This is a genomic window from Neiella holothuriorum (assembly GCF_019457915.1).
Lineage (GTDB): Bacteria > Pseudomonadota > Gammaproteobacteria > Enterobacterales > Neiellaceae > Neiella > Neiella holothuriorum.
In genome coordinates, this window is sequence record NZ_JAHZSS010000010.1 from 105263 (window position 1) to 130758 (window position 25496).

Below are 25496 nucleotides of genomic sequence, written 5' to 3' on the forward strand. Positions count from 1 at the left end.
ACTAACCAACGCTGTTTTCGCATACAACTATGTATTTCAATTGCCGTTGTTGGCTCACAAATGTATGCCACCATCCCGTCGCTCAAATACTTGTATGCCAACCGGTGTTCGCGTGACCTACGCTCGTACATCATTGGCTTTTACTATGCAGGAGTTGCTAGCTCAAAGTGGCGCTCTTAAGACTGCGTTTTAGCTGCGTTACGCATGACCCTCCCCCAAAAAACCCCCATAAACTGGCCTAGACAAGTTCCACGGAACACCCTGAAGTTCCACAAGCCTTCAGTGCTCTGAACCTCCTACTTAAAGGGCAATTTTTAGAGGAATTGGCGGCAACTAGGCGTCCTAGCGGACGTCTAACGGGCACGCAGGCATTTACGATCCAAATATTGAAAATACAGGAGCATTAACCATGACTATGGGCACACCTTTAGATGCAGTTATCCGTACCGTTGATGTTGGATTCGGCACGACTACTGCTGTATGCGGTTATGACGAACATAACCAACCGATCGTTAGAACGTTTGCCTCTATTGCAAACCCTATTGAGGCAAACAAGCGAGATGTCACAGCCGGCAGCATGAGCATTACTCGCAACGTTGTTGTTAACGTAAACGGTGGCACTTACGAAGTAGGTGAAGATGTTTCTAAAACGTTCGACCCAAGAACGGCTCGGGTACTCAACAGTGGCTACATCAACAGCGATCAATACAAGGCTCTGTTTTTAGGTGCACTCGCTATGTTGGATGCACCCAATGGTGTTATTGATTTGCTCGTTGGTGGATTGCCGGTATCGAATATGCATCGGCGAGCAGAGCTTGAAGAAATGATGAAGGGCACTCACCAAGTAGGTGACCGCAAAATAGTAGTAAAAAATGCGTGGGCGGTAGCGCAACCACTTGGAGGTTTGATTCACTACGCCAACGATAATGGTCAAGACACATTTCATGCGCTGCAGTCCCAAACAGTATTGACTGTAGATCCAGGCTACTTGACCTGCGACTGGATGGTTACCAGTGGTATGGTGGCATCTGACCGCCGTTCAGGTGCGTGCGATCTTGGGATGAGTAAGATTCTTGAGTCGTGCTGTGATTATGCTGCCCCCATATTCAAGGTAGATAAAATTTATCCCGACACAATCGATGGCGCCTTCTGTTCTTCAAACAGACATTTAAAGATGAAGGGGCGTCACTATCCATTCCCTGTGTGTGAGGGTAAAGATGTGGAAGGTAACGATGTGTCGGTACGATATGACTTTCGAGATCAGATAGCTCGCGTCTGTCGTGAAGCCGCAACGATGATCACCAACGCTGTTGGGGATGGCCAAGACATTGATTTAATAATTGTGACCGGCGGTCCAGCTCAGGTCTATTTGCGAGCGCTCCAAGATGTTTTCCCCGATCATAAAATTGAAATCGTCAAAAACCATCTGTGTGCTATCGCATTAGGGATGCAAGTAGCAGGTATTAATAAGTTCAAGCACATGACAGCAAACGCGGCGTAGAGAGGTGTACCTAATGGACCCTGACAAAGAGCTGCGCATGAACTTGAAGGTCGAAAAAGCAAAATATCCCGACTTGCATGAACATCTGTCCAAATTGCCAGAGGGGGTGCGTTGCGAAGAAGTCCGGTATTTAACACGTTTAGCATTAGAAATGCGTAAGGGCGGTTTGTCCCATGCGCCGACAGCTAGTTCGGCTCAACAACAACCCTCTGCGGAAAAGACCACTAATAGCGTAAGCCCGAACGCCTCCATTCTAGATATGTCCGGATTAAACAACGACTTCTACAATTAAGTGATGACTCTACATTTGCCGCTTGACTCTGCTTGAGTCGAGTGGCTTGCTTTTTAACCTCTGATGAGCAATTCTATAGTTCGTTCTGTTGAGCATCTTTTATTAAAAAAAATGGCCGGAGCAACAGCGACGGACCTATATTTTCTTTCATTACCCCTCAAACCTTAAACCCTTAATAAGAACCCTTAAAGTAGGCCATATCTGATTGATCTGGGCGTCCTATTATTGTGGTTGACGTTATCTTAATTGACGCTTGATGAATCGCATTTGCAATATGTAGGCTCTTAAATGGCGATTAGGTAGTTCGCATTTGATCGACCATCATTTACTGGCTTGTGCCCTGCCCTATGAACGTTAGATTTATCAAAAAACTAAGCTCTTGGCCCGTTTGTAGGGGCTTTTTACGTGGCGGATTGATGGCGGCGTTGTTTTTTTGAGTGTTTTGAGGCGGTTTTCAGAAAAAAGACGGATCTGTGCTGTGTTAGAAACCGTAAAAATTAGAGTCGGTATCGCTCTGAGGGGATATCATCGATGACAGGTGGTGCAGCAGGAATGTTTTGCTCAATTTGTTGTTTTGCCGATTTCTTCATCGCATCCATTTTCTTCTGGATGATGTTCTGCATACGTGACGTTGCTTGAATGATTAGCTGCCCAGCATTGCGCGATAATTTAATGACATTTGTAGCTGCTAGGCTATTGAGAATAGCTTTGATGGTATTTACCGCAAAGCCAAATGTCCGGGCAAGCGAAGTTAGGTATCGAGCATTGATTTTGCTATTAGTGTTTTTGTAGTTCAGATTGGCCGAGGCCATTTTGTCGCGCAGGTAACACCTTATATAAAGCTTAGAGCGTTCACATTCCGCTTTTTTATTCGTCATTTTGAGCCCCTTAAGAGAGCTCATTGGAACTGCCGTAATTTGCGTTTGATTCGTTTCTTCTTTTGAAGTGCTACTGGTGAACGCGGCTTTATATGCCTCGATTATATCGTGATTTTCAGGACAGTTATTAAATTGCAGGGCATCTCGGAATGGCAGGCTACCATCCACCTTCTCCAAAAGGCCATCGTCGATGAATTTTTTGACGTACCGCTTGCTGGACGTTTTGGATACGCCAGTCATTGTCTCGATCGCTGCTGGTGAAGCATCAAATCGTTGGTTGCGGATGATGTGGAATGCAATGTGTGAAAAGACGAATGCCGCAGTACAGTTGTATTTGCGCACTATCGTGTCGCAAACAAACAGTCGCATGGTTTTAGGCTCGCTCGGCATTGGTCTGTATATCTATCCGTTGTAGTGGCAAATCGCCACAGATTTAAAGAGTCAGGTATTTGCTAATTTTTTAGTAAACTAGATTAGATCTATAGAATTGATCAAGATCTTTCATGCTATCTAAAGAAGTTGTTATAGATTCAGTCCGGTGTGTTTTGGCGCTATAGATTCAGTCCGGCACGGAAGCTATTTGCATTCGTTCCGCTGATAGATTCAGTCCGGCACGGAAGCTATTTGCATTCGTTCCGCTGATAGATTCAGTCCGGCGTAGTAGATAATGAGCTTAGTGTTTTGTTGTTGGCCTGCCTGCGACAACTTGATAGATTCAGTCCGACCTCTTATGGCCACAGGCGCTCTCTTTTTCCGCTTTTGATAACGTCAGAATAAATCTTGCGTTGCAGCTCTAGCTTCAGCACCAACCTAAGGTGCCCGTGTATCGGCAGGAGCATTTATTTGCTTACGAGTTATGTGCAGTCAATACAGCCACCGCAACTCGGTAAAACAGCAACTTAGATAAAGATTCAGTTTTGAAGTGGGATTCAGTCCGACCACTAGTTAGAAATCGAAGCTTGATTGGTCAACGTTGGATAATTTTCGAGGCTTGCTTGAACTAAAGTCGTCATCAAACCTAATACCAAGGCCTTCACCAATTTGAAGCCGTAAATGAATTAGCGTCTGATTCGTTGATTCATCATATCCTACGTTGATGATTAAACCGTGCGCCAGCGCCTTTCCGTATTCTAAGATATATTCGCGCTTACCATTTTGATTAACCCAAAGGTTGTTGTGAAGCTGAACGAGCGACTCTCGATGTTTTGCACTGTCTTTGCTCGGCGCATATGTTTCATCTCTATGCTCGATCATGAATGTGGTGAATTTGCGCTTGAATTCACTCAGCTGGCTGTTTGGCGCCACCAGCTCTCGCAATTGATTCCAGTTCAGCAGCCGGCGAACGAACTGCGCCCTACCCGACCTGATTAGATCTTTAGCCCATAGGCCAAACAAGATCTCGATTTCATTTTTGCTTTGTAGCAAATCATCCTCAATCAAAACTAACGAGGGTGTTGTACCGTGGTCAGTTACCGCACGCCAACATTGTTTTACTGTTCCGAGCGGGAACTGAATTGTGACGATGCGACGTCTGTTTCCGGAGCCATCATCATAGGAGCCTACTCGTTCGAGCCGGAATAGTTTGATGAATTCCTGTTCGACCTGGATGAAGCGTTTGTCATTGGCTGGAATGTCTTCAATGTTGAACGTGGTCGCTGATATCTTACGCAACCCCTCAATTGCTGCATTTCCGTAACCTAATGATGTTGCGTCTTCTGCTGAGGCTTTTTTTGACATAATGATAAGCTGGTGCAGTGGAATGTTATAGGTTTCCGTCGCAGGCTCTTTACCGTCGCTCAACTCAGCCTCCATATAAGCGAGCAACCACGATATTGCGCCGCTGTAATAAGCTAAATCGGGCACGGCCATCAGGCGCCCTCCTTCAGCTTCACTCACTATATTTACAACCTGCCCATCGGCAGATGTGACTGGGACATTGAATTTTGTGCTTCTATCTTTGCGGTTAGTTCGCATCGCTTTTACTAAGTAGCGAACTACAAATAGCATCCCATAGCTCTCGCGATCTTCAGAAACCTCCGTCCGCGACTCAAGTTCGGTTTGTAGAATTTTGGTTGAGTAGGCGTCTTTTGGTTCGGTCGCCATGGCCGCGATAGCTGTGGCTGCCACCTCTTTACTTGGCATTTTTAAAAGATATAGAGTGCCACGCCGATTTCGTATCGGATCAGTAGTGACGTACTGTGCCTCACACAGCCCTGCTTCTTCTAGCTTGACCAGTTGCGCGCGAATGGTTGAAGGGCTTTTTTTGATTGTTGACTTTGATAATTGGTTGATGCTTGTCAGCCTGTCTTCGTTATCAAAGCACTCCGCAGCTATTTGGCTAACCAGCTCGGTGACTTTCGCAGTCATACTGAAATTTGCACATGCGCGAATGTAGTCTCGCATTTCCAGACCACTTTCCAGCTGAACTAGTGGCGCTCGGATGTCGTACTTCTCAGCCACATCGCACATGTTTTTCATGAATACATTCACCTTATTATCTTTGTCGAATCTGTCCGCGCGCGGACAGATTCATTCAAATCGCCTACAACGCATGTACCGCAAGGGCTGCAGAGTTTTTTTAATTAAAATTTAATTCATGGCTCCATAACTCTGCTCTCGCCATCTTTGTCGAATCTGTCCGCGCGCGGACAGATTCATTCAAATCGCCTACAACGCATGTACCGCAAGGGCTGCAGAGTTTTTTTAATTAAAATTTAATTCATGGCTCCATAACTCTGCTCTCGCCATCTTTGTCGAATCTGTCCGCGCGCGGACAGATTCATTCAAATCGCCTGCAACGCATGTACCGCAAGGGCTGTAGGGTTTTTTTAATTAAAATTTAATTCGCCCGATAACCGTACAGTTTTTATAGATTCAGTCCGAGACTTAAATCTATCACTATGCCAGTATAACTGCTAATTAAAGCTAATTGAGAACAAGGTTAACCATGGCAGCTGCGCTATATAATGGTTTAAAAGTCTTGACCAGCTACCATCGTAAAGGTGGTGTCGGAAAAACATTCTTTGCTTCTACCCTTGCCTATTTGCTGGCTACTGGCGGGCCCGACAAAAAGGGCAAGAAACGCCGCGTGCTCATCTTGGACTACGATTCTCAGCAAGATACGTCTAAAGCATTTCTTGCGATGGTTAGCATTCCTGGCGAAGATGAATATATGCCTCCCGTGCACCCTGAGTTTGGCGAAATTGACGATCCAGACTGGGGAGGGACGAATACAAGCAGCGACATCCTGTTTGACAATCCGGTATACGAATACCCAACAGCGCACGACAACATCGCGATTTTGCCAAGTGAAGGTAACGTGGATCGTGTCAGCGCGCTTTCAGCTCAAGCTGATGAGCTAGAGGTAAATATATCTCGCTATATGCGCGACTGGTTTGAGAAGTCCGGCATTCATGAAGACTACGATGTTGTAATTGTAGATAACCCGCCCAGCAAAACGCCTGTATCCGCTGGGTTAATGGGGGCCGCCACTCATGTAATGATCCCAACTGAGGTCAACCGTGACGCCATTGACGGTGCAACTTTGCTGTTAGACCGCATTGATAAAATTAATGATGACCGTGACGTGCCGCTTGAAGTTGTTGGGATTTTTCCAAATATGGTCCCATCACCGAGCCGGCTCAGCGTAAAAGATAAAGTCGGGCTTCAGTGGCTATATAACCCAGATAACCGAACATCGAACTACATGGCAGATTTTTTTATTCAACGTCGTGAGTGTTATCGAGTGTTTGAACGCCCAAGTATGGATCCATCTCATTTTAGTTTTGTACATAATTTTCACGCACAAGCAGAGATGAACAAACTTTATAACCATGTAGTTGATAGCATGTGGGGCGAACAATAATGACTCATAATAAGTCTGAGCCTAATAAACCTACCAAACCACGAAAACGTCGCAATGTGGCTCGCGCTTCGAGTCAGCAGCAACTAATTAATGACCTGAAAGATCAGTCTGTGCCTATGGGGGCGAAAGCTGAAAAACTTGCCGCATCTAATAGTTTTACGTCTAAACAGGATGCTTCGCATCTAGATGAACCGTTATTTGCAGATAAATTTTCTCTTGAACACATTATCGTTCAACGTATTAGCCCACAGGAAGATAATGCACGTTTCTTACCCATCGCCACGACGCTAGGGGATGCTGATAAAATCGCCGCAGCCACCGATTGCGTTGTATGCGATAAAGGCATCCTTGAGAACCGGCTCGCCAAAGACCATCCGCGCTATGCTGAAGTCGATGCTGAAATCGCGGAAATCATATCGCTGTCACGCTCGATTAAGCGCGAAGGATTAATTCACCCGATCACCGTTTGGCGTCAAACAACGTCTAGTTACCCGATCCTCGCGGGACACCGTCGTTACTATGCGGTTTTGTTTCTCTATGGCCATTTAGTATCAATTCGCATCAAAATCTACCTTAAGAAACCGAAGCGACCTCAAGTGATCCGGTTTATGGAAAACAACTTACGGCAAGACACATCATTCTACGATACGTTGCGTAGCTATGAATTTGCTATCACTGAGTTGTCTCCGGAGCTGCCAGCAGACTTGCCCCCAATTGAGCGCTTGAAACGCGTCATGGAATTTTTGGGGGTAGGGAAGACCACCTATTATCGACTGAACAAACTTCTAAACTACAAGAGCATTCTAGAGCCGTTGCTTGCTGCCAACGTAGGTAATCAGACTGAGCTGTATAACAAAGTTATTGAGCTTGAAAAAACAGCCCCTAATGAGGTTGATGCGCAACTAACCCAATGGGTCAACGATGTTCTAAGTGGTGCGGTGGATATCTCGGTCGAGGCGCCGGAGCAAGAAACCCCAAGTAGCCGCCCTGCGCCAAAGAAAGCTAAGCGCACCTCTGGGCGCGTTCGCAAGCACTACTCGATTCCAAAACTTCCTGTCTCAAACCCTGAACCTATCAAGCAACTGGTTTCTCGCGGGTTTGCTTCGATTGACTGCGGTGTTGATTGGGACGCTCTCGATTATGGGGATGTGACCAAAGTCCAAGAGGCGCTTGAGGTTGCGATTCAGAAATTAGTGGAACAGTCTAAGGACAAGAATTCGATGTAATCGATAGGGGCAGGGCACTGAGCACAAGTTGGCAGACCTCACTCAATGCCCTGCAAAACACATGCAACCGTAGGAGGTGCAAAATGTCTACACATGAGATTGTACTGCTCGCTCGCAAAATGGCAACTCGTCAACGAGTTCACCTGCCAGCTTTGAGCATGAAGCAGTTTTCTCTGTTACTAACAGAACTAAGCAAACATCGCTGATTTGTGATGCAATCCACAACTTGATGAATAAGCGGGCACATTTGTGTACCGCTTATTTTTTGTTCTAAAACAAGCTTATAGAAGCATATTGTTAACTTTGTGTTTCCATTGTCACAAATTACACTGGACGCGATATTTAAAAATTTGTTAGATTCTCGACTTGTAAATGTACGCCGGATGTTTTGGCGTGGTTATTCAAAGGGCGTCATTGGCGAATCGACGCTTGAAGTTGAGTGAGAGTAGTACTTATGAATGGATATTCAGAGCAGTCTTCTGCTCAGAGTGACCGTATATGTGACGATCTTCGTAGAGTTCAGTTGCAATACGTTCTATTAATGCGCGAACTATGCCTGTCAAACCCCGATCTTGCCCGTATTCTCTTCAGATTAGATTCTGATGAAGTATCGCAGTTATGTGAAACCAACCATGCCCAACTGCAAGGTATGCTCGATCTGAAAACTCCTATTATGACCTTCTATGACTCAGCCCGGCCACAGCGAAAGAACGCTGGTGTGACGGTATTGCTCGAAGCGTTACAGAGTTCAAATGCTGAAGCAGCGATGCTAGCTGTCAGCAGGCCATAAAAGGGAAGGGGGAGGGATTCTAATGTTTAGCCCGAGATTTAAGCAGACATCCGATTTAATTCAGCTTGTTCATGCTGGATTGAACAAAAAATTAGTCAAGGCAATGGACCCATATTTTGACAAAAAATGTCATGGGTTAGGGGTTGAATTCCCCAAGGCCAAGAAGAAAATTCAAGCGCCATTTCTAGGGTGGTTCGCAAAAACGCACGGCATGCTGGCCGGCAACATAGCATATCGGCTATATCTACGACTCTCCCCCGCCAACGCAGGCATTACACGTTCGTTAGAACCTTCGGAATTGCTAGCGGTTAGCCGCGCTGTCGAGGTTCTCTATCCAGAACTGACGATCACTCACAACGAAACTGACGGATTAATAGAGATTAATCGAATATATGGACTGTTCGAAGCCATTAAAGATCACCGTGTAGTTAACTATACCTGCAGTCGTTGCGGTGACGCGTTTATTAAAGAGGCGTCACAGGCATCTCGCAATTGCCCATGGTGCGCGCTTAGCTCTCGTGTTGGAAGTGCCAACTACAAAGTCGCCTAAGAGTTACCCATCTTCAAAAGCATAATGCCCGGCAACAGTTGCCGGGCTTTTTATGTTTAGTACCCAGTTTTTGCCTGCGATGAGCATCGGTAACGGTTGATGACAGCCCCCATATGCAACACTTAAAGTTGACACGCTAAATCGTAAGGTGTACAACGATAAGCGTGCCTGCTTTGCCGTCTATACCTGTTTAATTGTATGAGGCGGACTATGAAACATTTATTTATTACCATTCTGGCTTTGGGTGCCTTCATGTCATGGAGTGCTCAGGCAAGTGACGACGGTCGCTATTCAGCATTTTTAAATCAAATTAAACCACTCTATGTGATCTCTAATGTTGAGCACGCTATCTTGCGCTCAGATTCGGACCCCATGGATAACGTGCGCATCCGGTTCGATATCAAGTTTGATTACACAAAGAAGACGAATTTCTCTGTTTGGCAATCAGCCTTAAAGATGTTGACGGGCAACGAATACGAAGTGGTTAATCCATTATTTGATGACTGTGTTGAGATTTTTAATGCGACATCGCCTGATTGTGTCGCCATGATGCTTCCTGATCATTCCAATCGCGCTTATTCAGCCTGGACAGCTGGGGCAGGCGATTCTCTATTGGGCGTGCAAATCAAGGCGAAAGGGCATTCATATTTAATTCCTTTGACGCTCCAAGACCCTATTTTGCTCTATCAGTCGTCTATGGAGTTTACAATGAAGCTTCCTAAGTCATCACTTAAGACCACCGACCTTGATATTCAGCTGGTATCCGCGCAGTGGCCAGAACATCCCAGCAAAGAGGGTAGGGCGCTACGGTTTTTGCGGCCGTAAAGAGGGGTGACTAGTGGTGGAATATGCTGCCCATAAATAAACGGTGCGTCAGGCCCTGGCGCACTCAATATCCTAACATTGCCTTTTCTCCTTCCTAACAAGCCATCCCCAAGCGAAGTATCACTGCAAAATTCTAAGCTGACGTAACTTCATATTGGATACGAGTTGAATGCAGCTATTAAGGCTTGGGCTAACTGTACTTCTGACGGTTACCGCGTTCCAGATCTCAGCAAAACCGATCCCCAACTCCGGGGAGGGCAACTTTTATGATGACAAAGAGCGGGGATGGTATCACTTCGAACGCGATATCGAGCCGGATGAACCGGAGGAACAAGAGGAGCCACCTGTTGCGCCCCCGCCCCCGCCGGAAACCGAGCCACAAAAAACCGTAGAGCCGACTCCAGACACCACCACGATTGTGATCAATGCTCAGTGGCTCCGCGATAACTTGCCCGTCCTGCTTGATGGCGCGATGAACAATCCAACAGACCGAAATCTATCAGCCTATTACTATGCGCAACGCATGGCAGCAGATATGTCCACGCGATTTGGTATGCGAACACGGGAGTTTTTCGAGAAGGAAACCATGCTCTCTGAAGAACACCGGCGCCCGACAAAAGCATTCGTTCTGAATCAGCACGCGGATCAAACCCGACAGAACCGCAAGCAAGCTTTAGAACAGGTCTTTAACCAAGCAGGCCTTTGGATGTTCTTTGTTTCCGATTGTGGCTACTGCCACCAACAAACACCCGTCATGAACGAATTAGCTCGGCAACATGGGGCAAACGTTCTTTATATCTCTTTAGATGGCAACGTGCTACCTAATCATCCCGACCTAAATTATCGCGACGATTCCACTGGTGCTGTACGTGACCGCTTCGGCATTCAAATCCAACGCACACCAACCATTCTACTGGTCAAAAACGATGGCTCTGAAGCCATTGTTATAAGCGAGGGGATGATTCCACTTTCGGATCTTGAGCAGACAGTATTGGCCCACGCAGACGATGCCGGTTGGCTCGATGAGGGTGAATACCTTGCAACTCAGGAAGTACGAAATGTTACTGCTATCGATGAGCAAGCGCCCGTAGAGGTCACTGTGCCGAGCGGCAATGAATCAACAGCCCCCGAAGCGCTTGTTGAATTAATGAAAAAGCGACTAAACAAATTTGACCATTCATCGGCCAAGAAATTTGAGGAGTAGAGCAATGATCTCAAAACGGAATAGAAAATTACTTCTGCGCACAGCTATTGCTACCTCGATATGGTTAGCGACAGCGCCCGCTAACGCCGGCAATCCGATGGAAGACTTATTCGATGACGCACTGATTAGTCGCTCTGGCTCTGGCGCTGCTCATACGTCGAATCGATACGGTTGGGCATTTGGTGGCGCATCCATGAGGATCCGTCAGGTAAATCCAAAGTTGACGACATTCCGCCCAGCCTCACTCCGAAGCGGTTGTAATGGAGTGGATTTTTTCGCGGGCAGCTTCTCGATCATAAACGGGGACCAATTGGTGCAAATGGGCAGGGGGATTATGCAAGGTGCTGCAACCTATGCGTTTGGCCTAGCTCTCGACTCTGTCTGTCCGTCTTGCAAAGAGTCGATGGATGAAATTCAGCGCAAGCTTGAAGCTTTCAACAAGCTTGCATCTGACAGCTGCAAAATGTCTAAGGCCATAGCTGAAACCGCCGTGAGCAAAAGCACCCAAACGGAGATTTCTCGGCTAACCGATTCTGTCGCGATGCCGTTTGAGACAGCTGCGGGCCTAATACCTGACGCAGGCGACTTCTTTTCAGACAGCGACCCCACCAAAGGCACTAACTCAGGTTCGTCCGACGCACAGAAGGAGTTGGTTTCATACAACGTCGTTTGGAACGCCATGAAGGTTGCGGGCATGGACTCCTTTAGCAATGCATTTTCCATGAGCAATACAGAGTTAATGGAATTTTTGATGTCATTGACCGGCACCACCGGTATGCGGGTGGCGACCGATACCGACGCAGACAAAAGCAATCTAGTACCTTTTTCTGCGCCGTCGTTGCTCTCCGTGAGAGATCTCGTCGAACCAAAAACGACCGGAACTATTAAGGTATATGATTGCCAAGCTGATGCCAGTTACGCAGCTGACGCGACGAACTGCCTCAACCCTGTTGAAGTTGATAAGTCGAGCTGGAACGGTTTGCAGCAAATGTATTTTGACCAACTCTATGGGACATCTTCGGCAGGCACTGATGGCTTGGGCTACCTCTTTCATACCAAGAGCTCTAGCGTCACGGATGCGGACAGGGAGTTTTTAGCTTCATCAGGTATGCCTCTGCAACTGTTCTTTGAGCGGCTTGGTGGCGATATGAATATGCGCCGCGCTATCGCTGAAGATGCGTCACGTCATATGGCCATCGCTCACGTTGGCGGATTTATCCAAAGCTTGGAGCTGTCGCTTAGAGCGATGGAAGATGCGCCCATCGATGGTAAGTCAGGTCTAAAACTCAATGAATTACAGAGCCGAGTCGACAAGCTACTCGCTCAGGCCGACACTTTGCGCGCAGAATTTGATAAACAAAAATCATCAATTTCAAACATTTCCGACGGCTATATGGCAATGGTCGATCACTTAGAGCGCATTCGCTAAGGACGAGCATTCCCATGGCTTTAGATTACACCATCTACACAATCGGTAATTTTGAGTTCATGCATGAGGTATTGCATGGCGTGGCTAAATTCTTTAGTGATACTGGCGGTATGTGGGCTTTCGCGACCGTCGCGTCGGCACTGTCACTTTTTGCGGGCTTTCTCTTTAATCTTGCCAACCCCAAGCCAACGGACCCCATCAAGCAATTCATTGTCGGATTGGTTCTGTTTTATATCTTAATGGGGCCGGATACTCGCGTCGAAGTAGAGGTTCAAGACACGCACACCGGTAATTTTCTAATTGTTGATGACGTCCCATTTCTTGTTGGATTTGGTGGCTATTTGACGACCGGCGCTATGCGGGATTTTGTCGATGAACTGACATGGACATTCTCAACCCCAAATGGCTATGACGTTAGTGGCGGCACACTCGATCCCCTTCGTGCAATGTCAGCGCTACGGCAACTAAGGCCCACTGACGAAACATGTACCGGTAAACGCTCGCACGGTAAGTTTGATATTTGTTCAACCATTCGCTCTTATTGGACGTACTGCGTGTCCCGAGACAAAGTAACTAACTCGACAAACCGAGAGTTCTGGGAGGGCACGCTCTCCACAGCTTCCCCCGGCAAAGTCCTTGATGCTATTCGAGTGGATTACAATGGCTGGGAGGTACCTGTACTGCTCGATACTGCGGGCTCAACTTCAGGCGTTCAGTGGATGGGCTGCGGTGATGCATGGCAAGAAATCAATGACACATTGACTGTCGATACGATTACGACTGACGGCGAGACGTTCCAAACCCTTCTGGAAACTTCTGCTGAACTGATGGGAGTCGACCACGACGCACTAACCGAAGGTCTAAACAAGCAGTTGTTTACGCCTGTCGCCCTCGCGAACGCGTCCCAAACAGCCTCGAATATCATGCTCGACCGATTTATGAACTATCAAATCAAGGAAGCAGCGGCCTTCGATCCTAATGGTACATCTGTGGAGTTGGCGCGCTTTCAGGCGATTGAGCAACGTCATATGAATCAGGCTGCTGATCGCTCTCTGTGGCTTGAGATGTCGCTAACTTTAGCAACATTTTTTGAGGCATTTGCAATCTTCTTAGCTCCGATTATGGGGATTTTGCTAGTGATCGGTGGCAAAACAGTGATTGCTGCAATTACCTATTTTGGGATGTTGATGTGGGTAAACACATGGCCAGTCGTCATTGTGCTAATCAACCTTTACACGGACTATGCCGTTTCGGGGAGGTTTACGGATGGTTCTACCATCACGGGCAACCCCCTTTCTTTTGCGGGAATGGAAACGACGCTCACTACTGCAGAAAGTTTCTTGGCCACAAGCTCTACCTTGGTAGGAATGGTGCCTGCATTGACGCTTTATATCCTTCATCGCGGCGTACACACCATGCTGCAAACGGCCAATGCTGCCGCTCCAAACACCAACATTGACAGCAAGCTCACTGCGCCAGATCTAGGTGCTGCCGCAAATGTTTTTAAGATGGCTTCTGGCGACACCAGCTATGCACGTCATGCAGGTTCCGGCGCTTGGACAGCGAATCAGGGTGAAGCGACTGTGGGCGGTCAAAGCCAAATGGATGTAAAAGGCTCCTTTGATGGTGCTTCGGGCCAAGTTTATAGCAACGCATTGTCAGAGCAGCGAACATCAAGCGATCAGTACACCCAAGCGTCCAATCAGTTGTGGGAAAGCGGCAAGCAAGCGACCGCACAAACAGGGGCTTCGACCGGCTCTACTGCCGAACGCGTGAATGCCTATCAAGCGATTGATCAAGCAGCTGCTCAGATGAACGAGGGTACCACCAACTCAATCTCAAATACCCGTAGCGCTTTGATCGGGGGTACTTTGGCCGGAAAAATTTCCGCTGACTCTTTGCCTGGAGGCCTCGGCGCAGCAATCGACGCACTGCCGGCCGACATTAAAGCGCAATTTCAAGCGCAGTATGAGCAAAAGTTAGCAGCTGGTGATGCAGACACATTGGCTGCAACCGAAGGGATTCGTGGCGCGCTAACCAGTCAATCAACAGACATGGCCGCTCTAAAAGAAAATGTTAGTTTCCAAGATAACCAGCAGCTGGTTGCTTCAAACGCCAGTCGAGAAAGCTGGCAGGAATTAGCTCAAAAGGCAGAACAATACCAAACCTCCTCACAAGAGGTTAAAGCCGCAGATGCGAACCGTAGACAAGCTGCAAGTATCGCCGCCTCGACCAAAGTGGACGAAGGTTACTATGCGGGAGAGATTTCTAAAATGTCAGAAGGTCAGCGCGACAAGCTGGCCGAACAAGCGTTTTCTAACCCTCAAGACCTTGCAAGATTCAACGAGTCTTACGCTAAAAATTTGCAAGCATTTGATGAGCGAGGCGTTAAGAATGCTGAAGGCTTGGCATTCATGAACGCTATGATTGAGACCTCATCGGCAATTAACATGGACCGGCCGGATGCTACTGCAGCCTTCACAACCGCATGGAACACCTTAGAGCAAGCTACAGGCAATAAAGGTTTTGGTGCTGGTGCGCTTGCTAGGGGCTTTGAAGCGGCGACCGACTTATCAGACAATCGTGAACTACGGCCTGCAGGCGAGCAAGGTCGGTTGCCGACCAATGACGTACCTAAGCTGCCAGGATCGGGCGTTAAAGATAAAGTGGAGGCCTCTACAACAAACACGCCCGACATCGATCCAAGCAAGGTTAAAGATGATACCAGTACTGCATTTGAGAAGCATAAGGCTGGCGCTCAAGGCACTCATGAAGGAGTGATGGAGAAACCTGAGAACTCCAATTTTGCGGCCATGTATGCCTCCAATGGTCGCGAAACAGGTAAAGACGGCCAACCTTCGTTTGAACAGTTCCAAGATAAGCTGAGAGGGATTGATACATCGAACAACACGCCAGAAAATTACTCTGGCCTGAAAGATGGGCTTGCAACATTCAATAGCGCGGCAAATTGGGCTAATGAAATTTTCCAAACTGAGCAGTCGGATCTGATTAGCGAGTACGGTCAAAAGCATGGCTTGTCTGATGCTCAAACTGCTGGCTTGATCGCCATGGCGAATCAAAGCGAAGACCAATACAGAATGTCGCTATCGACAGCGCTCGATCCTGCTAACTCAACCGCTTCAGGCGATATGTTTGCCAGAGGAGCTATGGCAGCCAATTCTGTTTCTCCAGAGCACATCGGGGCCATACAAGGGCTTCTTGAGAAGAATGACTATGACGGCTCTGCATTCTCTACGAATACAGAAACATCACAATCCGTTGTCGCTACAGCCGACGCGGCACGCTCTACCGACAGCCGACTTAACTTCAATCAAACCATGGCAGAGCTGAGCAACATGGGGGTTGAGGGCTCACGTAGCGCTAGCACGCTAAACGCAGTGCTGAACGGTGATGCTGAGTCGTTAAATAGCCTATCTACCGAACAGCGTAGCGCATTGCCAGCACTCGAAGCTCAATACCAACGAGCGCATGAAGCGGCCAATCCGAGCATTCCGTATGAGAATACGGATGCAGCTGCGAAATTCCAAAGTGCGTATGACCACTTGGGCGATGCTGCCCCGAGCAAAGCAAACCCTGCTGACATGGCGGCATCAGAGCGTAGTTTGTTCAATATGTTGGCGCAAGATTCGGTTGGAGCTTCCAGTGAGGGTGGCTGGGCAGCGAATACTTACGGTGATACGGCAGGGCATATGTCTGGCTCAACCAATGAAAAACCTGAAACGCTGACGGCAGTTCAAATGCTCAGTGGGCTCGACACCAGCTCATCTAATGCAGAACAACAAGAGTTTCTGAATGGATTTGGCTCAGATGTAGTGAATGCAAACAACGTCAATGACCCTAGTGCTGATGGGCGGGTTGCGACAGTTGCCGCCAATTTGAATGCGATTGAGCACATGGGAAATGTGGCCTCGAAGCTGGGCTATGACGATATTGGAACGAAGCTCGATAGCTATGCTGATGATAAACGAGAGGAGCTTGGCATCAATAGGGATGGAGACGTCAGCTATTCCGACGCGCAAGCTCATGCGGCAGTTCAGCCTCTTACTCCCGATGTGAATGGCGTCTACCAGCCTGCTGATAGCGGTTTCTTCAGCTCTACTGCTGAGAGCGTCACTTTCGATTCAAACTCCGTACAGCAAATGATGTCGATGAACACCGGCTCTACAATTCAGATGGGCAAGCCCGACCATGACGGAACAACATTTACTGTGTCAGGCCAAAGTTACGATGACTCTAATGCGCCGAGCGGCGTGTATTTAACCGATGGTGCGGGCAACAATTTCCACCTATCAAATAACGGTGAGTCTCAAACTCTTTATGGCGGATTTCCTATGGAAGGCTCGGGTCAATTTGTACCGGCCAGTCAGGATGATAATAACTTGGTATTGTCTCGTGAATCTGTCGCAACGATTGCATCGGCCGATCAAGGCACTCAGTTCAATATCGGCGGGCAGAGTTATGAGCTGCTCGGCTCAGTCGAGGCTGACACTCCTCATGGGATTAATCAGGCCACATTGCGTAATGAAACAACCGGCCGCATTGAAACCCTGTTTCATACCGACCAGATGGGATACATCGGGCCAAACCAAGGGACGCTCCCTCTGAATCACCTAGATGCTCCCGGTGACATTTCAACGTCGGTGAACATGCAGGCGAGTAACGGCAACAAAACAACAAGTGGCGCCTAATCGCAATAATGCTGAAATGGGCCTAACGGCGATAATGCTGTAGTAGGCCTGCGCGAGATAACGCAAGGGGCAGAGCGATAGGACAATGCCCCGCAACTAAATCGACGAGCCGCATTAATTTATTCGGATAACCAGAGGATTTCAGATGTATCGAGCATTACTAACACTAACACTAACAGCGGTTAGCGTGGCGAGCCTTGCTCAACCGGCAACTGCCACAACTAGTGACGACACTCAAACACGTTTGTTTATAGAGTCTGTTGCCCATAATTGTCCGTCATGCGCAGACAATTTGATGTTTATCGCTAACTTGCGGGCTCAGCATTGCGGTGAGCCGATCACAATTGGCTCGTTGCGCGAGGTTGCCAGCAACCGTAGCATGTATCCATTTCTGCTCGCACTAGAGACTGCGTCACCTGAGGCGGCTGCGTCGCTAAAACCACTGATTGCAGAGTCTGTCGACTGTGCTGATGAACAAAAATGGTTAGCTGATGCTAGGCTGCTGTGGGATGAATACAAAGAGCAGGAGTTGCGGCAATTGAGTTCAGTCAAGTAGCTGTCATCGCCTCTTGACTTTAGGGCGCCGTAACGACGGCGCTCAAATTGCTTTGGGATGACGGATATAGGTGCTTGTTGTGGCTATAGGCGCGCTATTTGACAGGCTGGCCGCCCATAAAGGTTAGCCGGATCATAAGCCAATTTGCCTCGTCTTTTAATGTACTGATATTTGTTGATACGCCTTGTGCTACAAGCTCTTTGTGTAGGCGGGTGCACAGGTTCCTAAACAAAATATCTTTGTCAGCAGAGCCGTTATCGCAAAAAACGTTCTCAATAATTAGATCTGTGAGCTGCTTTTTTGGAACAGCGTGCAATCCAGAACTCTGGAACGCTCTTATTAGATCATTGGCGCGGTAAATATCCCTTCTGTATGTGTTGTAAACCTGACCAGCATTCATAATTATCTAGCACTTTCCCTTAGGGCGGTTTTTTATGCTGCTACCGATAAATGCTTTATTTCCAAACCTTCCCTGGTGTGGAAAATGAGAATGAGTGGTTACGCAAATAAAAAATGTCGCCAGCTTTCCCAGTGTTGAGCATAGTGCTTGTCTGGGTTTGCAGGTAAAAAGGGCGGGCGCTTATTGTCTTTACCTAACGCTCTCCATTCAGATTGAGTCCGAATGCCGAGGTCGCGAGCTGCTTGCAACGCTTCTGGCCATTCGAGGAATCGGTTTGACTTGGGGGCTAGAAAACTTTCCCAACCGGTCCATTGATCACGATACACATCATCTGGGCAGGACGGGATGTTGTCCGGCTTGCTACCGGAACGGATATGCTCTCGCCATGCTTTAACTGTTGATGCGCCGATGTTGTGAGCGTAACGAGTAGCAGCCTCTATGCCGCAATAGCTAGCACCGATTTGGGTTGCTGACACATGGCCTGAGCCAGTAAATTCTGACCAGCTAGACCAATCTCCGGTTTTTGAATAATAAGCCGCAGGATCTGCTGGTAATTCGGAAGGTCTGTTTTCCCACGCTCGGTACTGTCGTGACGAGGCAATACCGTTTAATTGAACAAGTCGTCTAGCTTGCTCAAAAGAACATTTCTCTATTGATCTGGACATAATAATTGCTACAACAACTGATAAACAATTTACCCAGCAGCGTTTATTATTTTTTCCTTGTGCTGAAGGGCCTTAATTAGATGTACGCATAATCCTTAAATACATCAGTAACTTTGCTTAATGATGGAGCGCAACATTTAATATAGCAAAAATTAAAACGCTTGACGATATTGTTTCAGGTCAACTCGTTCACCCTAATTCATTGAAACCTAACGCTTATTTTCGAGCTTTCTGCATTAGCTCGCTTGCCGCTAATCCATTGAAATATAACGCTTATTATCGAGAATTCCGCATTGGCTCGTTAAGTTCTAATTCGTTGAAGTCTAACGCTTATTATCGGGAATTCCGCATTGGCTCGTTAAGTTCTAATTCGTTGAAATATAACGCTTATTATCGAGAATTCCGCATTGTCTCGTTAAGTTCTAGTTCGTTGAAATATAACGCTTATTATCGAGAATTCCGCATTGTCTCGTTAAGTTCTAGTTCGTTGAAGTCTAACGCTTATTATCGAGACTGCCGCATTAGCTCGTTAAGTTCTAATTCGTTGAAGCCTAACGCTTATTATCGAGACTGACGAAATGAAAAAGACAGGCCAGCAAACTTACCTATTGCGTCAACCAAGAACTCAACAGCTAAGCGTTCCGTCTTGAATGTTCTAGGAACGAGTTGGATTTCCTGAACATTTACAGAGCTTTGCATGGTTGCAATGAACACTTCTTGGGACGATTGACTTCCTGTGGACGTTGGTTTCACATCAATGATTAACTCCTCCTGGCTGCGATTAGCACAGCGCATCAACCATTGCTGCAAATGAGCCATATCTGAAGTTGATTCATTGTCTTTTTCAGGTGAGAAGGACGGGTTGGAGGTATTTGTAATTGTAAGGAGCGGGAAAGCGACCATTTAATTCTTCTTATTTCTATTATTAATCGAGGTCGATTATCTATCTTATTATCCCTTTGCATTCCTTGTAAGGTAGCAAGATTTGTCTCTTAAGCGTCGTTATAGATTAATTGTGCCATGTACATTATGTGAGTCACCGAAAGTTATTAAAAAAGGAACTCCATCATGGCTACGGAGCATCAAAGACGAGTGTTGCGGACGGACGTTATCCCTAATCAAGATCTTGTTGAAATTGGTGTTCTATCAGACTTAAGACCGCAACAGGCTGAAACAAAGTCGCATTACAAACTCAACTGTCCGCAGTGTGGAGAGTCAAGTGTCTATCGCGCCCATACCACTCATATCGTTTGTTCGGGCTGTGGCAACGTGCCTATCATTGATGTGCTAACAGCTACGCCGATGCTTTATAAGAAACTCAAACTTGCTGGAGTAAGTCTCGGTCCGCGATTCGCTAAATCCGAACTAGTATCTTCGATGCCGTTTGATGATCTATTAAGCCGACTCCAGCCACTACCTCAGCAGTTGCTGCAGTTGTTGCATGGAATCGGATTGAGTTCGGAATCCTGTGAAAATTCGTTATTCGGGTGGATTGATGAAACGCAGTTCACGCGAACAACGTCAAAGGAGATCTCGCTAGATCAGCATGAGTGTTGGTTGTGGCTCAAACATAGTAAACGCATTGCGATACCTTTTGTTGATGGCCACGGACTGAATGGCGTGATACTTCCATCGTCAATTGAGCTAAGTTCTAGCTTTCAATCTCTACCTTTTGATTTGGTCAAGCCAACAAGGTTCGCAAGAATATGGTTACAGCAAGCCAGAGCTTTGGGCAAGCGAGTGATTGTCATATCTAACCCGCTTTACGCGGCGCATCTACTTGCCCAAGGCAAGCCGGCTGTACTGATCCACAACAAAGACTCTATTGGTTGCAAATTGAGTAAGTGGGATCAGCGTCAGTGCTATGTGTTTCGAGAGGATGAGCGTGCTCAGGAGTTGCTTAATGGCTGTGGCCGAGTGATTAACGAGTATGGCAACGAATCACAATCGATTTGGCAGCGCTTGCTTGCCGTAAACCTTAATCGCAATACGCCTACGAAACCTTTAGACAGCCAGCGCGCTCAATTCATAGAAGCGTTATCTAAAAAGCTGAACGCGACCACCCCCCTTAACTCAGCGATCGAATCTTTGGAGCGCGAAATGGGCGTTCGGCTACTGGTCAGACCTCACTCCAAATAAGCAGCGCGAAAAAGTTGTGGTGGTACGGTCGAATCAAGTTATGAATTTTGGTGTCCAACATTAAGTGTTGCTGATGCCGACCATCTTTAAAGGGTGCTCTTGTAGTGTTAGATAAATTACATAATAACGAATTGCTCGCGCTGTCAGCTTTGTCTTACCTCGTTCATCACGAGGCCCCAAACGCTCTGTTTGATTGGGATACGGCATGCGGGCTAGGTAAATTGGAGCTTCATGTCTCCGAAGAAGGAGATGTCTTTTTGGAGCAACAAGAGCGGTCCTCGACCCCTTTTCGATTGACGTTTGATTTGCAAGCCGCTTTTGAGGGGACGCAACAGGACTCACTGGATAGTCAGTCAGCTCAAAGTCTGATTTCTTTGGGGATGTTCAGCCAACTCATTCCTCAGCTTTGGGCGCAGTCAGATCCGCTTGGACTGCATAAGAATGGTTACGGGGAACGAGACGCTTTGTTGCAAAATCTTCGCAAAGGTTCACTTGAGCTTCGAAGTGACGACCTATATCAGTTTCTAGCAATGCCTGTATTAAGTGAAAACGCTCATGTTCATTAAAGAAGAAGGTCTTCGGTGTTATGATATTTCGCCGTTTTTAAGTGCTGCATGGGGCAGGGCGACAATGGGGCTTTTGGTCGTTTGCACATGCCTTACTATCTGGCCTGCATGCTCCCATTATCTTGCAACTGGGCAGGTCGTGCCCTGGTTCTTCTTTATGCCAGTATCAATGTTACTTCTGGGTTCGTTGTTCAAGGTTCGCCTCGAGCGCCGAGAGGACTTAATTCGAGGGGTGACGATGTTTGCAGGAATCAAGCTTTGGCACGTCTTTGAATTCGAGATCGCTGCCATTGACCATGCGACGATTGTTGCTGTCGCAGGTACGTTGAAAAACGAGTATGAACTCGCGGTAGGCGGTAAACCTCTTGGGTTTAGGGTCTTCTCAAAGTCAATTGATGTTGTCCTTTTGCGCATCAACCTTGCTCTAGGGTTTAGAGCGCCTTAGTCACATCGGCTTTAGCTTTGGTAATGACGATATTGGAAGAACATATGCCTACTCCCGAAGATCAAGGAATAGCGATTGTCGAAGCGTTGGATGTTGCCAACTTGATTCTTCGCACCCTTAATCCACTTTCAAATGAAACCGCTCAGGTGGAGCAAGGTGACGCCTGCCAGTTCATTACGATCCCTATCGTTGAGGGAGTAAAATGGCGCGTCATTGACCATGAAAACGCATGGAAACATCAAGGTAAGGCGGGAAAAGCAATGATGGAAGTTCGGATGTCTCGTGGTTTTGAGGACGTTCCGTATTCAACGATGCTGGCAACGTGTAATCAGGCGAATTCTGTCGGTTTTGGCGATACATTTTATATGGATGGCGCAGATTTAGTCCTTAGAAGCATGCTTCAGTTCCGTATCCCAGCTTATCTACAAGCGCTCTCCACTCCCGAGAGTTCGTTATGCCAGTTATACAAGAGCTTAATTGATAGTTTTCAGCAGGCCGAAGGCTGGCAAGAAAGATTCGACTTTGCTCGATCATGCCAAGTTTTTATGAGACAGGCCCACTTAGATGCAAATAAGGTTCATGGCGGCGCGCTTCTTCTATAACCACTGCTACCGGAGATATTCATGAAGATACTGGCTGTACTAACATTGATTTTCTCTACGCTTTTGGCTGCCGCAGAATATGACGTTACAGTTGAGCTAGCCTTAAACAGTGACCAGTCACCAGCCCAACTAGATCAGCAGTTGCGTGAGCTCGCTGCCCAACGCGCGCTGCATCAAGCGGCGAAATACATAGAGGCAACCCAACAGCTTCGGGATGACGAGTACTCAGAAGTGATTCGGTCACTATCAGCCGGCCTTGTCACATTCGAGTCAGAAACATTCTCATGGACAACTTCCCCTGAGGGTTTGCCAATCCGGCGCCTAGCAGTTGTCATCCATGTCGATCAAGAACCTTTTATTGCACAAATTGAAGCATCGAAAGTTAATCGTGATATGGCTGCATTGAATGTTGCATTGTCTCGCGTGATTGAGCGGCAACAGCAACAATTGACAGAAATGCAGCGTACCAACGGCCAGTCGGTGCCACAGGACAATTCTGAGCGAGCTCTTGTTACTCGTGCTCGTCGTTTACAAGATTTGATGCAGCGCAATTACACGCTAAGTGAAGCCGATCGGCGCACGCTTCTGAAAATGACGCGCTTGAATCAGCAGGTCGAACAACCTAGCAGCACGGCCCAATCAGTGAGTAAAGCTGCTCAGGTAATTGCTCGGTTATATCAGTACATAGAAGATGGTGTGGTAATGGCGGACCCTGCCGTAGCATTCGAGCCGCTTCCTGATGATGGGTTCGAAGCGGTGGTCTACGTTGATTATCATCTCGACACATTGCCAGTGACAGGACTTCTTGAAGAATGGTTTAGCGCGAAAAGCGAGCACGAATGCATTCGGTATCACCTGAATCCGTCGCTCTCTATTGATGCCGAAAAAACAGCGAAACTTATTCAAAAGAATTTACCAGAGATCTTCATCGCCGGTAGGTATGGCTCCAAGGTAAAAAGCCAAGCCATTTCGGTGCCTAGCGAAGATGGATGGTTGCTTTGCTCTCAGCCACAGTTGGATACCGTGCGTTATGGAATGGCCGAGTACATTGCATTTAATTTTACGCCAACATCATCAGAGGCTCGCAGTACCAACATTCAGCTTGATGTTTGGCTTGATGGTGCTGCCACGGCTCACTACTAAACGGTAGATTTGTTCAGCCTCAACTCACCGACTTATCCACTGATATTGTGGATAAGTCGGTTGCCCTCGAAGGCATTTAAAATCAACGTAAACTGCAGAGCGGCTCCCTTATGTGGCATACTGTTTATTTATACAGTAACCACTAAGGCCCTAAAATGCCGTCAATTCTTCACGGTTTCAATTACTTGCGCATCATCATCGACAACAATGGGCAAACGTCTAGCCCAAGCGTTACGGGCAACCGTGTGCCTGCGATATCAGCAAATGGTCAAGTTCGATCAATGCCTGTTGGCGGCTTCATAGAAATTGAAGACATTTCTAATCGTGAGTGTTACACGTTGCAAAACATTATCGGGTGGTCTGAGGATGATGATGGAATTGGCGGATGGCACGACCTACCCAAGAACAAAGCTCTGCAAGCGATAATGCACCATGAGAAGTTATTCATATTGGTTAGCGGCGGGGAGCCAGTTTTTACCAAAGCTTAATACTAAGTATCGAAGTTGTTTACTCTGGCTTTTCTTTTTTTTGGGTCGGCTCTAGCTCTTTTGACGCACAGTGACCGAAGGTGCGTTTACGGAGTGATATTATTCTTTCTGACGCTGGCTGAAAGGTCACTTGTTCGACTTGAAGCTCATTACCAAAAGAGCTTTCTGGCAAGTTATGATAAGTGTACTTGGTATATGTTTTACTTCTCTCGCGCTCGATAACTGTATCGAATGTCCAAATGGGGCTTCCCAATCCTGTGCCGATATGTACAATTTTTGATTGAGTCACATCTCTGGGTGTTAAAGCATTGCGCTCGTCAAGAATGCCCTCATTTGACGTGAAACTAGCCCCCAAGCCCACCTTTTGTAGCTTTACAATTTCATAACTGCATCGCACGTCAAATGTATAGTTAGTATCCCTCTCTTTGTACTCTGCTCCTGAAGATGTGGATGATACGGCAGACAATACAAGTACCAGCAATAGCTTGCATTTCATTTCATGACTCCTAAATACCGGCCTTCAATCAGAATGCTTCATACGCGTTTCCGGCATCGTAGCACGATACTTATCCATGCTGAATAAGTGGCTGATTTAATGGGAACAATCGACGTGTTATACAGTGCACTTAATGCACATTGCCAGTATGGCATCGAGAAGGTCGTGGCTAGCATGCCCAGGATAGCCAAAGTTAGAGTAAAGTAGCTGTGGCTTTCGATTGGCGTAGGACATATTTACCACAGCGTACTTGACCTCCTTGTGAGCCATGGCACTGCCGAATCGACGGTATTTAGCCAACAATGGAGGAGTAATGGGTTTGTCTTGTGATTTGATCTCGATATATAGGTCGAGTTCAGGCAAATAGAAATCTGGGGTATACAAGTCTTTGTATCCCATTAGAGCCTTAAAGCCACCCACCGAGCTAAATATTCGCCTCGCCAGCGTAACCGGTTCGTATTGAAAAGCGACACCATGCCTTTCTAGGTTCCGAGCAAAATGCTTTTCCGCTTGCGAACGACCATGCTTGAAAACACATCGACGGGGGTTTTTACTAGTGAAGTCAAAATGACGAGCACTAGATGAACGATCGGAAAAAAGTGAAAGGCGTTGCTGAATCGAGCTAGCCATTGATTAAACAGTCCATGTTGCTTCGCAAGCCCTCAAGTATCTTATGAAATGTTGCGCCAATGCAAAAAGAAGATGTCACGCCTTTATTCCGACGATC

Annotated in this window: 23 protein-coding genes; 17 read left to right on the top strand and 6 right to left on the bottom strand. The window is 47.1% G+C overall.

Annotated features, from left to right (window positions below):
• The first annotated feature begins 409 nt into the window (after window positions 1–409).
• A complete protein-coding gene (locus K0504_RS10075; RefSeq protein ID WP_220104067.1) occupies window positions 410–1501 on the top strand; it encodes a ParM/StbA family protein in 1092 nt (363 codons plus the stop codon).
• 13 nt (window positions 1502–1514) lie between these two features.
• Window positions 1515–1793, top strand: coding sequence for a hypothetical protein (locus K0504_RS10080; protein ID WP_220104068.1), 279 nt, complete (start codon window positions 1515–1517; stop codon window positions 1791–1793).
• Between the two features lie 497 nt (window positions 1794–2290).
• Here K0504_RS10080 and K0504_RS10085 read toward each other — a convergent pair whose 3' ends face one another.
• Window positions 2291–3040, bottom strand: coding sequence for a hypothetical protein (locus K0504_RS10085; RefSeq protein WP_220104069.1), 750 nt, complete (start codon window positions 3038–3040; stop codon window positions 2291–2293).
• 576 nt (window positions 3041–3616) lie between these two features.
• Entirely contained in the window at window positions 3617–5149 is a 1533-nt protein-coding gene (locus tag K0504_RS10090) for a hypothetical protein (protein WP_220104070.1), read from the bottom strand.
• 469 nt (window positions 5150–5618) lie between these two features.
• Between K0504_RS10090 and K0504_RS10095 the strand changes: the two genes are divergently transcribed.
• From K0504_RS10095 to K0504_RS10135, 9 genes are all read left to right on the top strand, one after another.
• Window positions 5619–6536 carry a ParA family protein gene (locus K0504_RS10095; RefSeq protein WP_220104071.1) on the top strand — a complete coding sequence of 306 codons (918 nt, stop codon included), beginning with the start codon at window positions 5619–5621 and terminating at the stop codon, window positions 6534–6536.
• Window positions 6536–7762, top strand: a complete 1227-nt coding sequence (locus K0504_RS10100) for a ParB N-terminal domain-containing protein (RefSeq protein WP_220104072.1) — start codon at window positions 6536–6538, stop codon at window positions 7760–7762. The genes K0504_RS10095 and K0504_RS10100 overlap by 1 nt, the downstream gene beginning before the upstream one ends.
• Window positions 7763–8216: 454 nt before the next feature.
• Window positions 8217–8552 carry a hypothetical protein gene (locus tag K0504_RS10105; RefSeq protein WP_220104073.1) on the top strand — a complete coding sequence of 112 codons (336 nt, stop codon included), beginning with the start codon at window positions 8217–8219 and terminating at the stop codon, window positions 8550–8552.
• A gap of 22 nt (window positions 8553–8574) precedes the next feature.
• Entirely contained in the window at window positions 8575–9102 is a 528-nt protein-coding gene (locus K0504_RS10110; protein ID WP_220104074.1) for a FlhC family transcriptional regulator, read from the top strand.
• Between the two features lie 210 nt (window positions 9103–9312).
• A complete protein-coding gene (locus tag K0504_RS10115; protein WP_220104075.1) occupies window positions 9313–9927 on the top strand; it encodes a hypothetical protein in 615 nt (204 codons plus the stop codon).
• A 169-nt stretch (window positions 9928–10096) separates the two neighbouring features.
• A complete protein-coding gene (gene traF, locus K0504_RS10120) occupies window positions 10097–11131 on the top strand; it encodes a conjugal transfer protein TraF (RefSeq protein WP_220104076.1) in 1035 nt (344 codons plus the stop codon).
• A gap of 4 nt (window positions 11132–11135) precedes the next feature.
• Window positions 11136–12560 carry a conjugal transfer protein TraH gene (locus K0504_RS10125; protein WP_220104077.1) on the top strand — a complete coding sequence of 475 codons (1425 nt, stop codon included), beginning with the start codon at window positions 11136–11138 and terminating at the stop codon, window positions 12558–12560.
• 14 nt (window positions 12561–12574) lie between these two features.
• Window positions 12575–17269 (top strand): conjugal transfer protein TraG N-terminal domain-containing protein, encoded by a 4695-nt coding sequence (locus K0504_RS10130; protein WP_220104078.1) that lies wholly within the window; start codon window positions 12575–12577, stop codon window positions 17267–17269.
• Window positions 17270–17414: 145 nt separating this feature from the next.
• A complete protein-coding gene (locus K0504_RS10135) occupies window positions 17415–17825 on the top strand; it encodes a hypothetical protein (protein ID WP_220104079.1) in 411 nt (136 codons plus the stop codon).
• 498 nt (window positions 17826–18323) lie between these two features.
• Here K0504_RS10135 and K0504_RS10140 read toward each other — a convergent pair whose 3' ends face one another.
• Both K0504_RS10140 and K0504_RS10145 read right to left on the bottom strand, forming a co-directional pair.
• Window positions 18324–18890 (bottom strand): integrase repeat-containing protein, encoded by a 567-nt coding sequence (locus tag K0504_RS10140; protein ID WP_220104080.1) that lies wholly within the window; start codon window positions 18888–18890, stop codon window positions 18324–18326.
• Between the two features lie 561 nt (window positions 18891–19451).
• A complete protein-coding gene (locus K0504_RS10145; RefSeq protein ID WP_220104081.1) occupies window positions 19452–19793 on the bottom strand; it encodes a hypothetical protein in 342 nt (113 codons plus the stop codon).
• Window positions 19794–19958: 165 nt separating this feature from the next.
• Here K0504_RS10145 and K0504_RS10150 point away from each other — a divergent pair, with 165 nt between their 5' ends.
• The 6 genes from K0504_RS10150 to K0504_RS10175 all read left to right on the top strand — a co-directional run bounded on the left by K0504_RS10150 (window position 19959) and on the right by K0504_RS10175 (window position 24273).
• The gene (locus K0504_RS10150; protein ID WP_220104082.1) at window positions 19959–21029 is read left to right on the top strand and encodes a large ribosomal subunit protein bL32; all 1071 of its coding nucleotides are present in this window, start codon (window positions 19959–19961) and stop codon (window positions 21027–21029) included.
• Between the two features lie 104 nt (window positions 21030–21133).
• Window positions 21134–21595, top strand: coding sequence for a hypothetical protein (locus tag K0504_RS10155; protein ID WP_220104083.1), 462 nt, complete (start codon window positions 21134–21136; stop codon window positions 21593–21595).
• Window positions 21585–22040, top strand: coding sequence for a hypothetical protein (locus K0504_RS10160; RefSeq protein ID WP_220104084.1), 456 nt, complete (start codon window positions 21585–21587; stop codon window positions 22038–22040). Before K0504_RS10155 ends, K0504_RS10160 begins: the two co-directional genes overlap by 11 nt.
• 23 nt (window positions 22041–22063) lie before the next feature.
• A complete protein-coding gene (locus K0504_RS10165) occupies window positions 22064–22642 on the top strand; it encodes a hypothetical protein (RefSeq protein ID WP_220104085.1) in 579 nt (192 codons plus the stop codon).
• 21 nt (window positions 22643–22663) lie between these two features.
• Complete coding sequence (locus tag K0504_RS10170; RefSeq protein WP_220104086.1) at window positions 22664–23785, top strand: hypothetical protein; 1122 nt, start codon at window positions 22664–22666, stop codon at window positions 23783–23785.
• A gap of 155 nt (window positions 23786–23940) precedes the next feature.
• A complete protein-coding gene (locus tag K0504_RS10175; RefSeq protein WP_220104087.1) occupies window positions 23941–24273 on the top strand; it encodes a hypothetical protein in 333 nt (110 codons plus the stop codon).
• A 19-nt stretch (window positions 24274–24292) separates the two neighbouring features.
• Here the strand turns inward: K0504_RS10175 and K0504_RS10180 are convergent, their stop codons facing one another.
• Window positions 24293–24769, bottom strand: coding sequence for a hypothetical protein (locus K0504_RS10180; protein WP_220104088.1), 477 nt, complete (start codon window positions 24767–24769; stop codon window positions 24293–24295).
• 117 nt (window positions 24770–24886) lie between these two features.
• Complete coding sequence (locus K0504_RS10185) at window positions 24887–25399, bottom strand: PDDEXK family nuclease (RefSeq protein ID WP_220104089.1); 513 nt, start codon at window positions 25397–25399, stop codon at window positions 24887–24889.
• Window positions 25400–25496 lie beyond the last annotated feature (97 nt).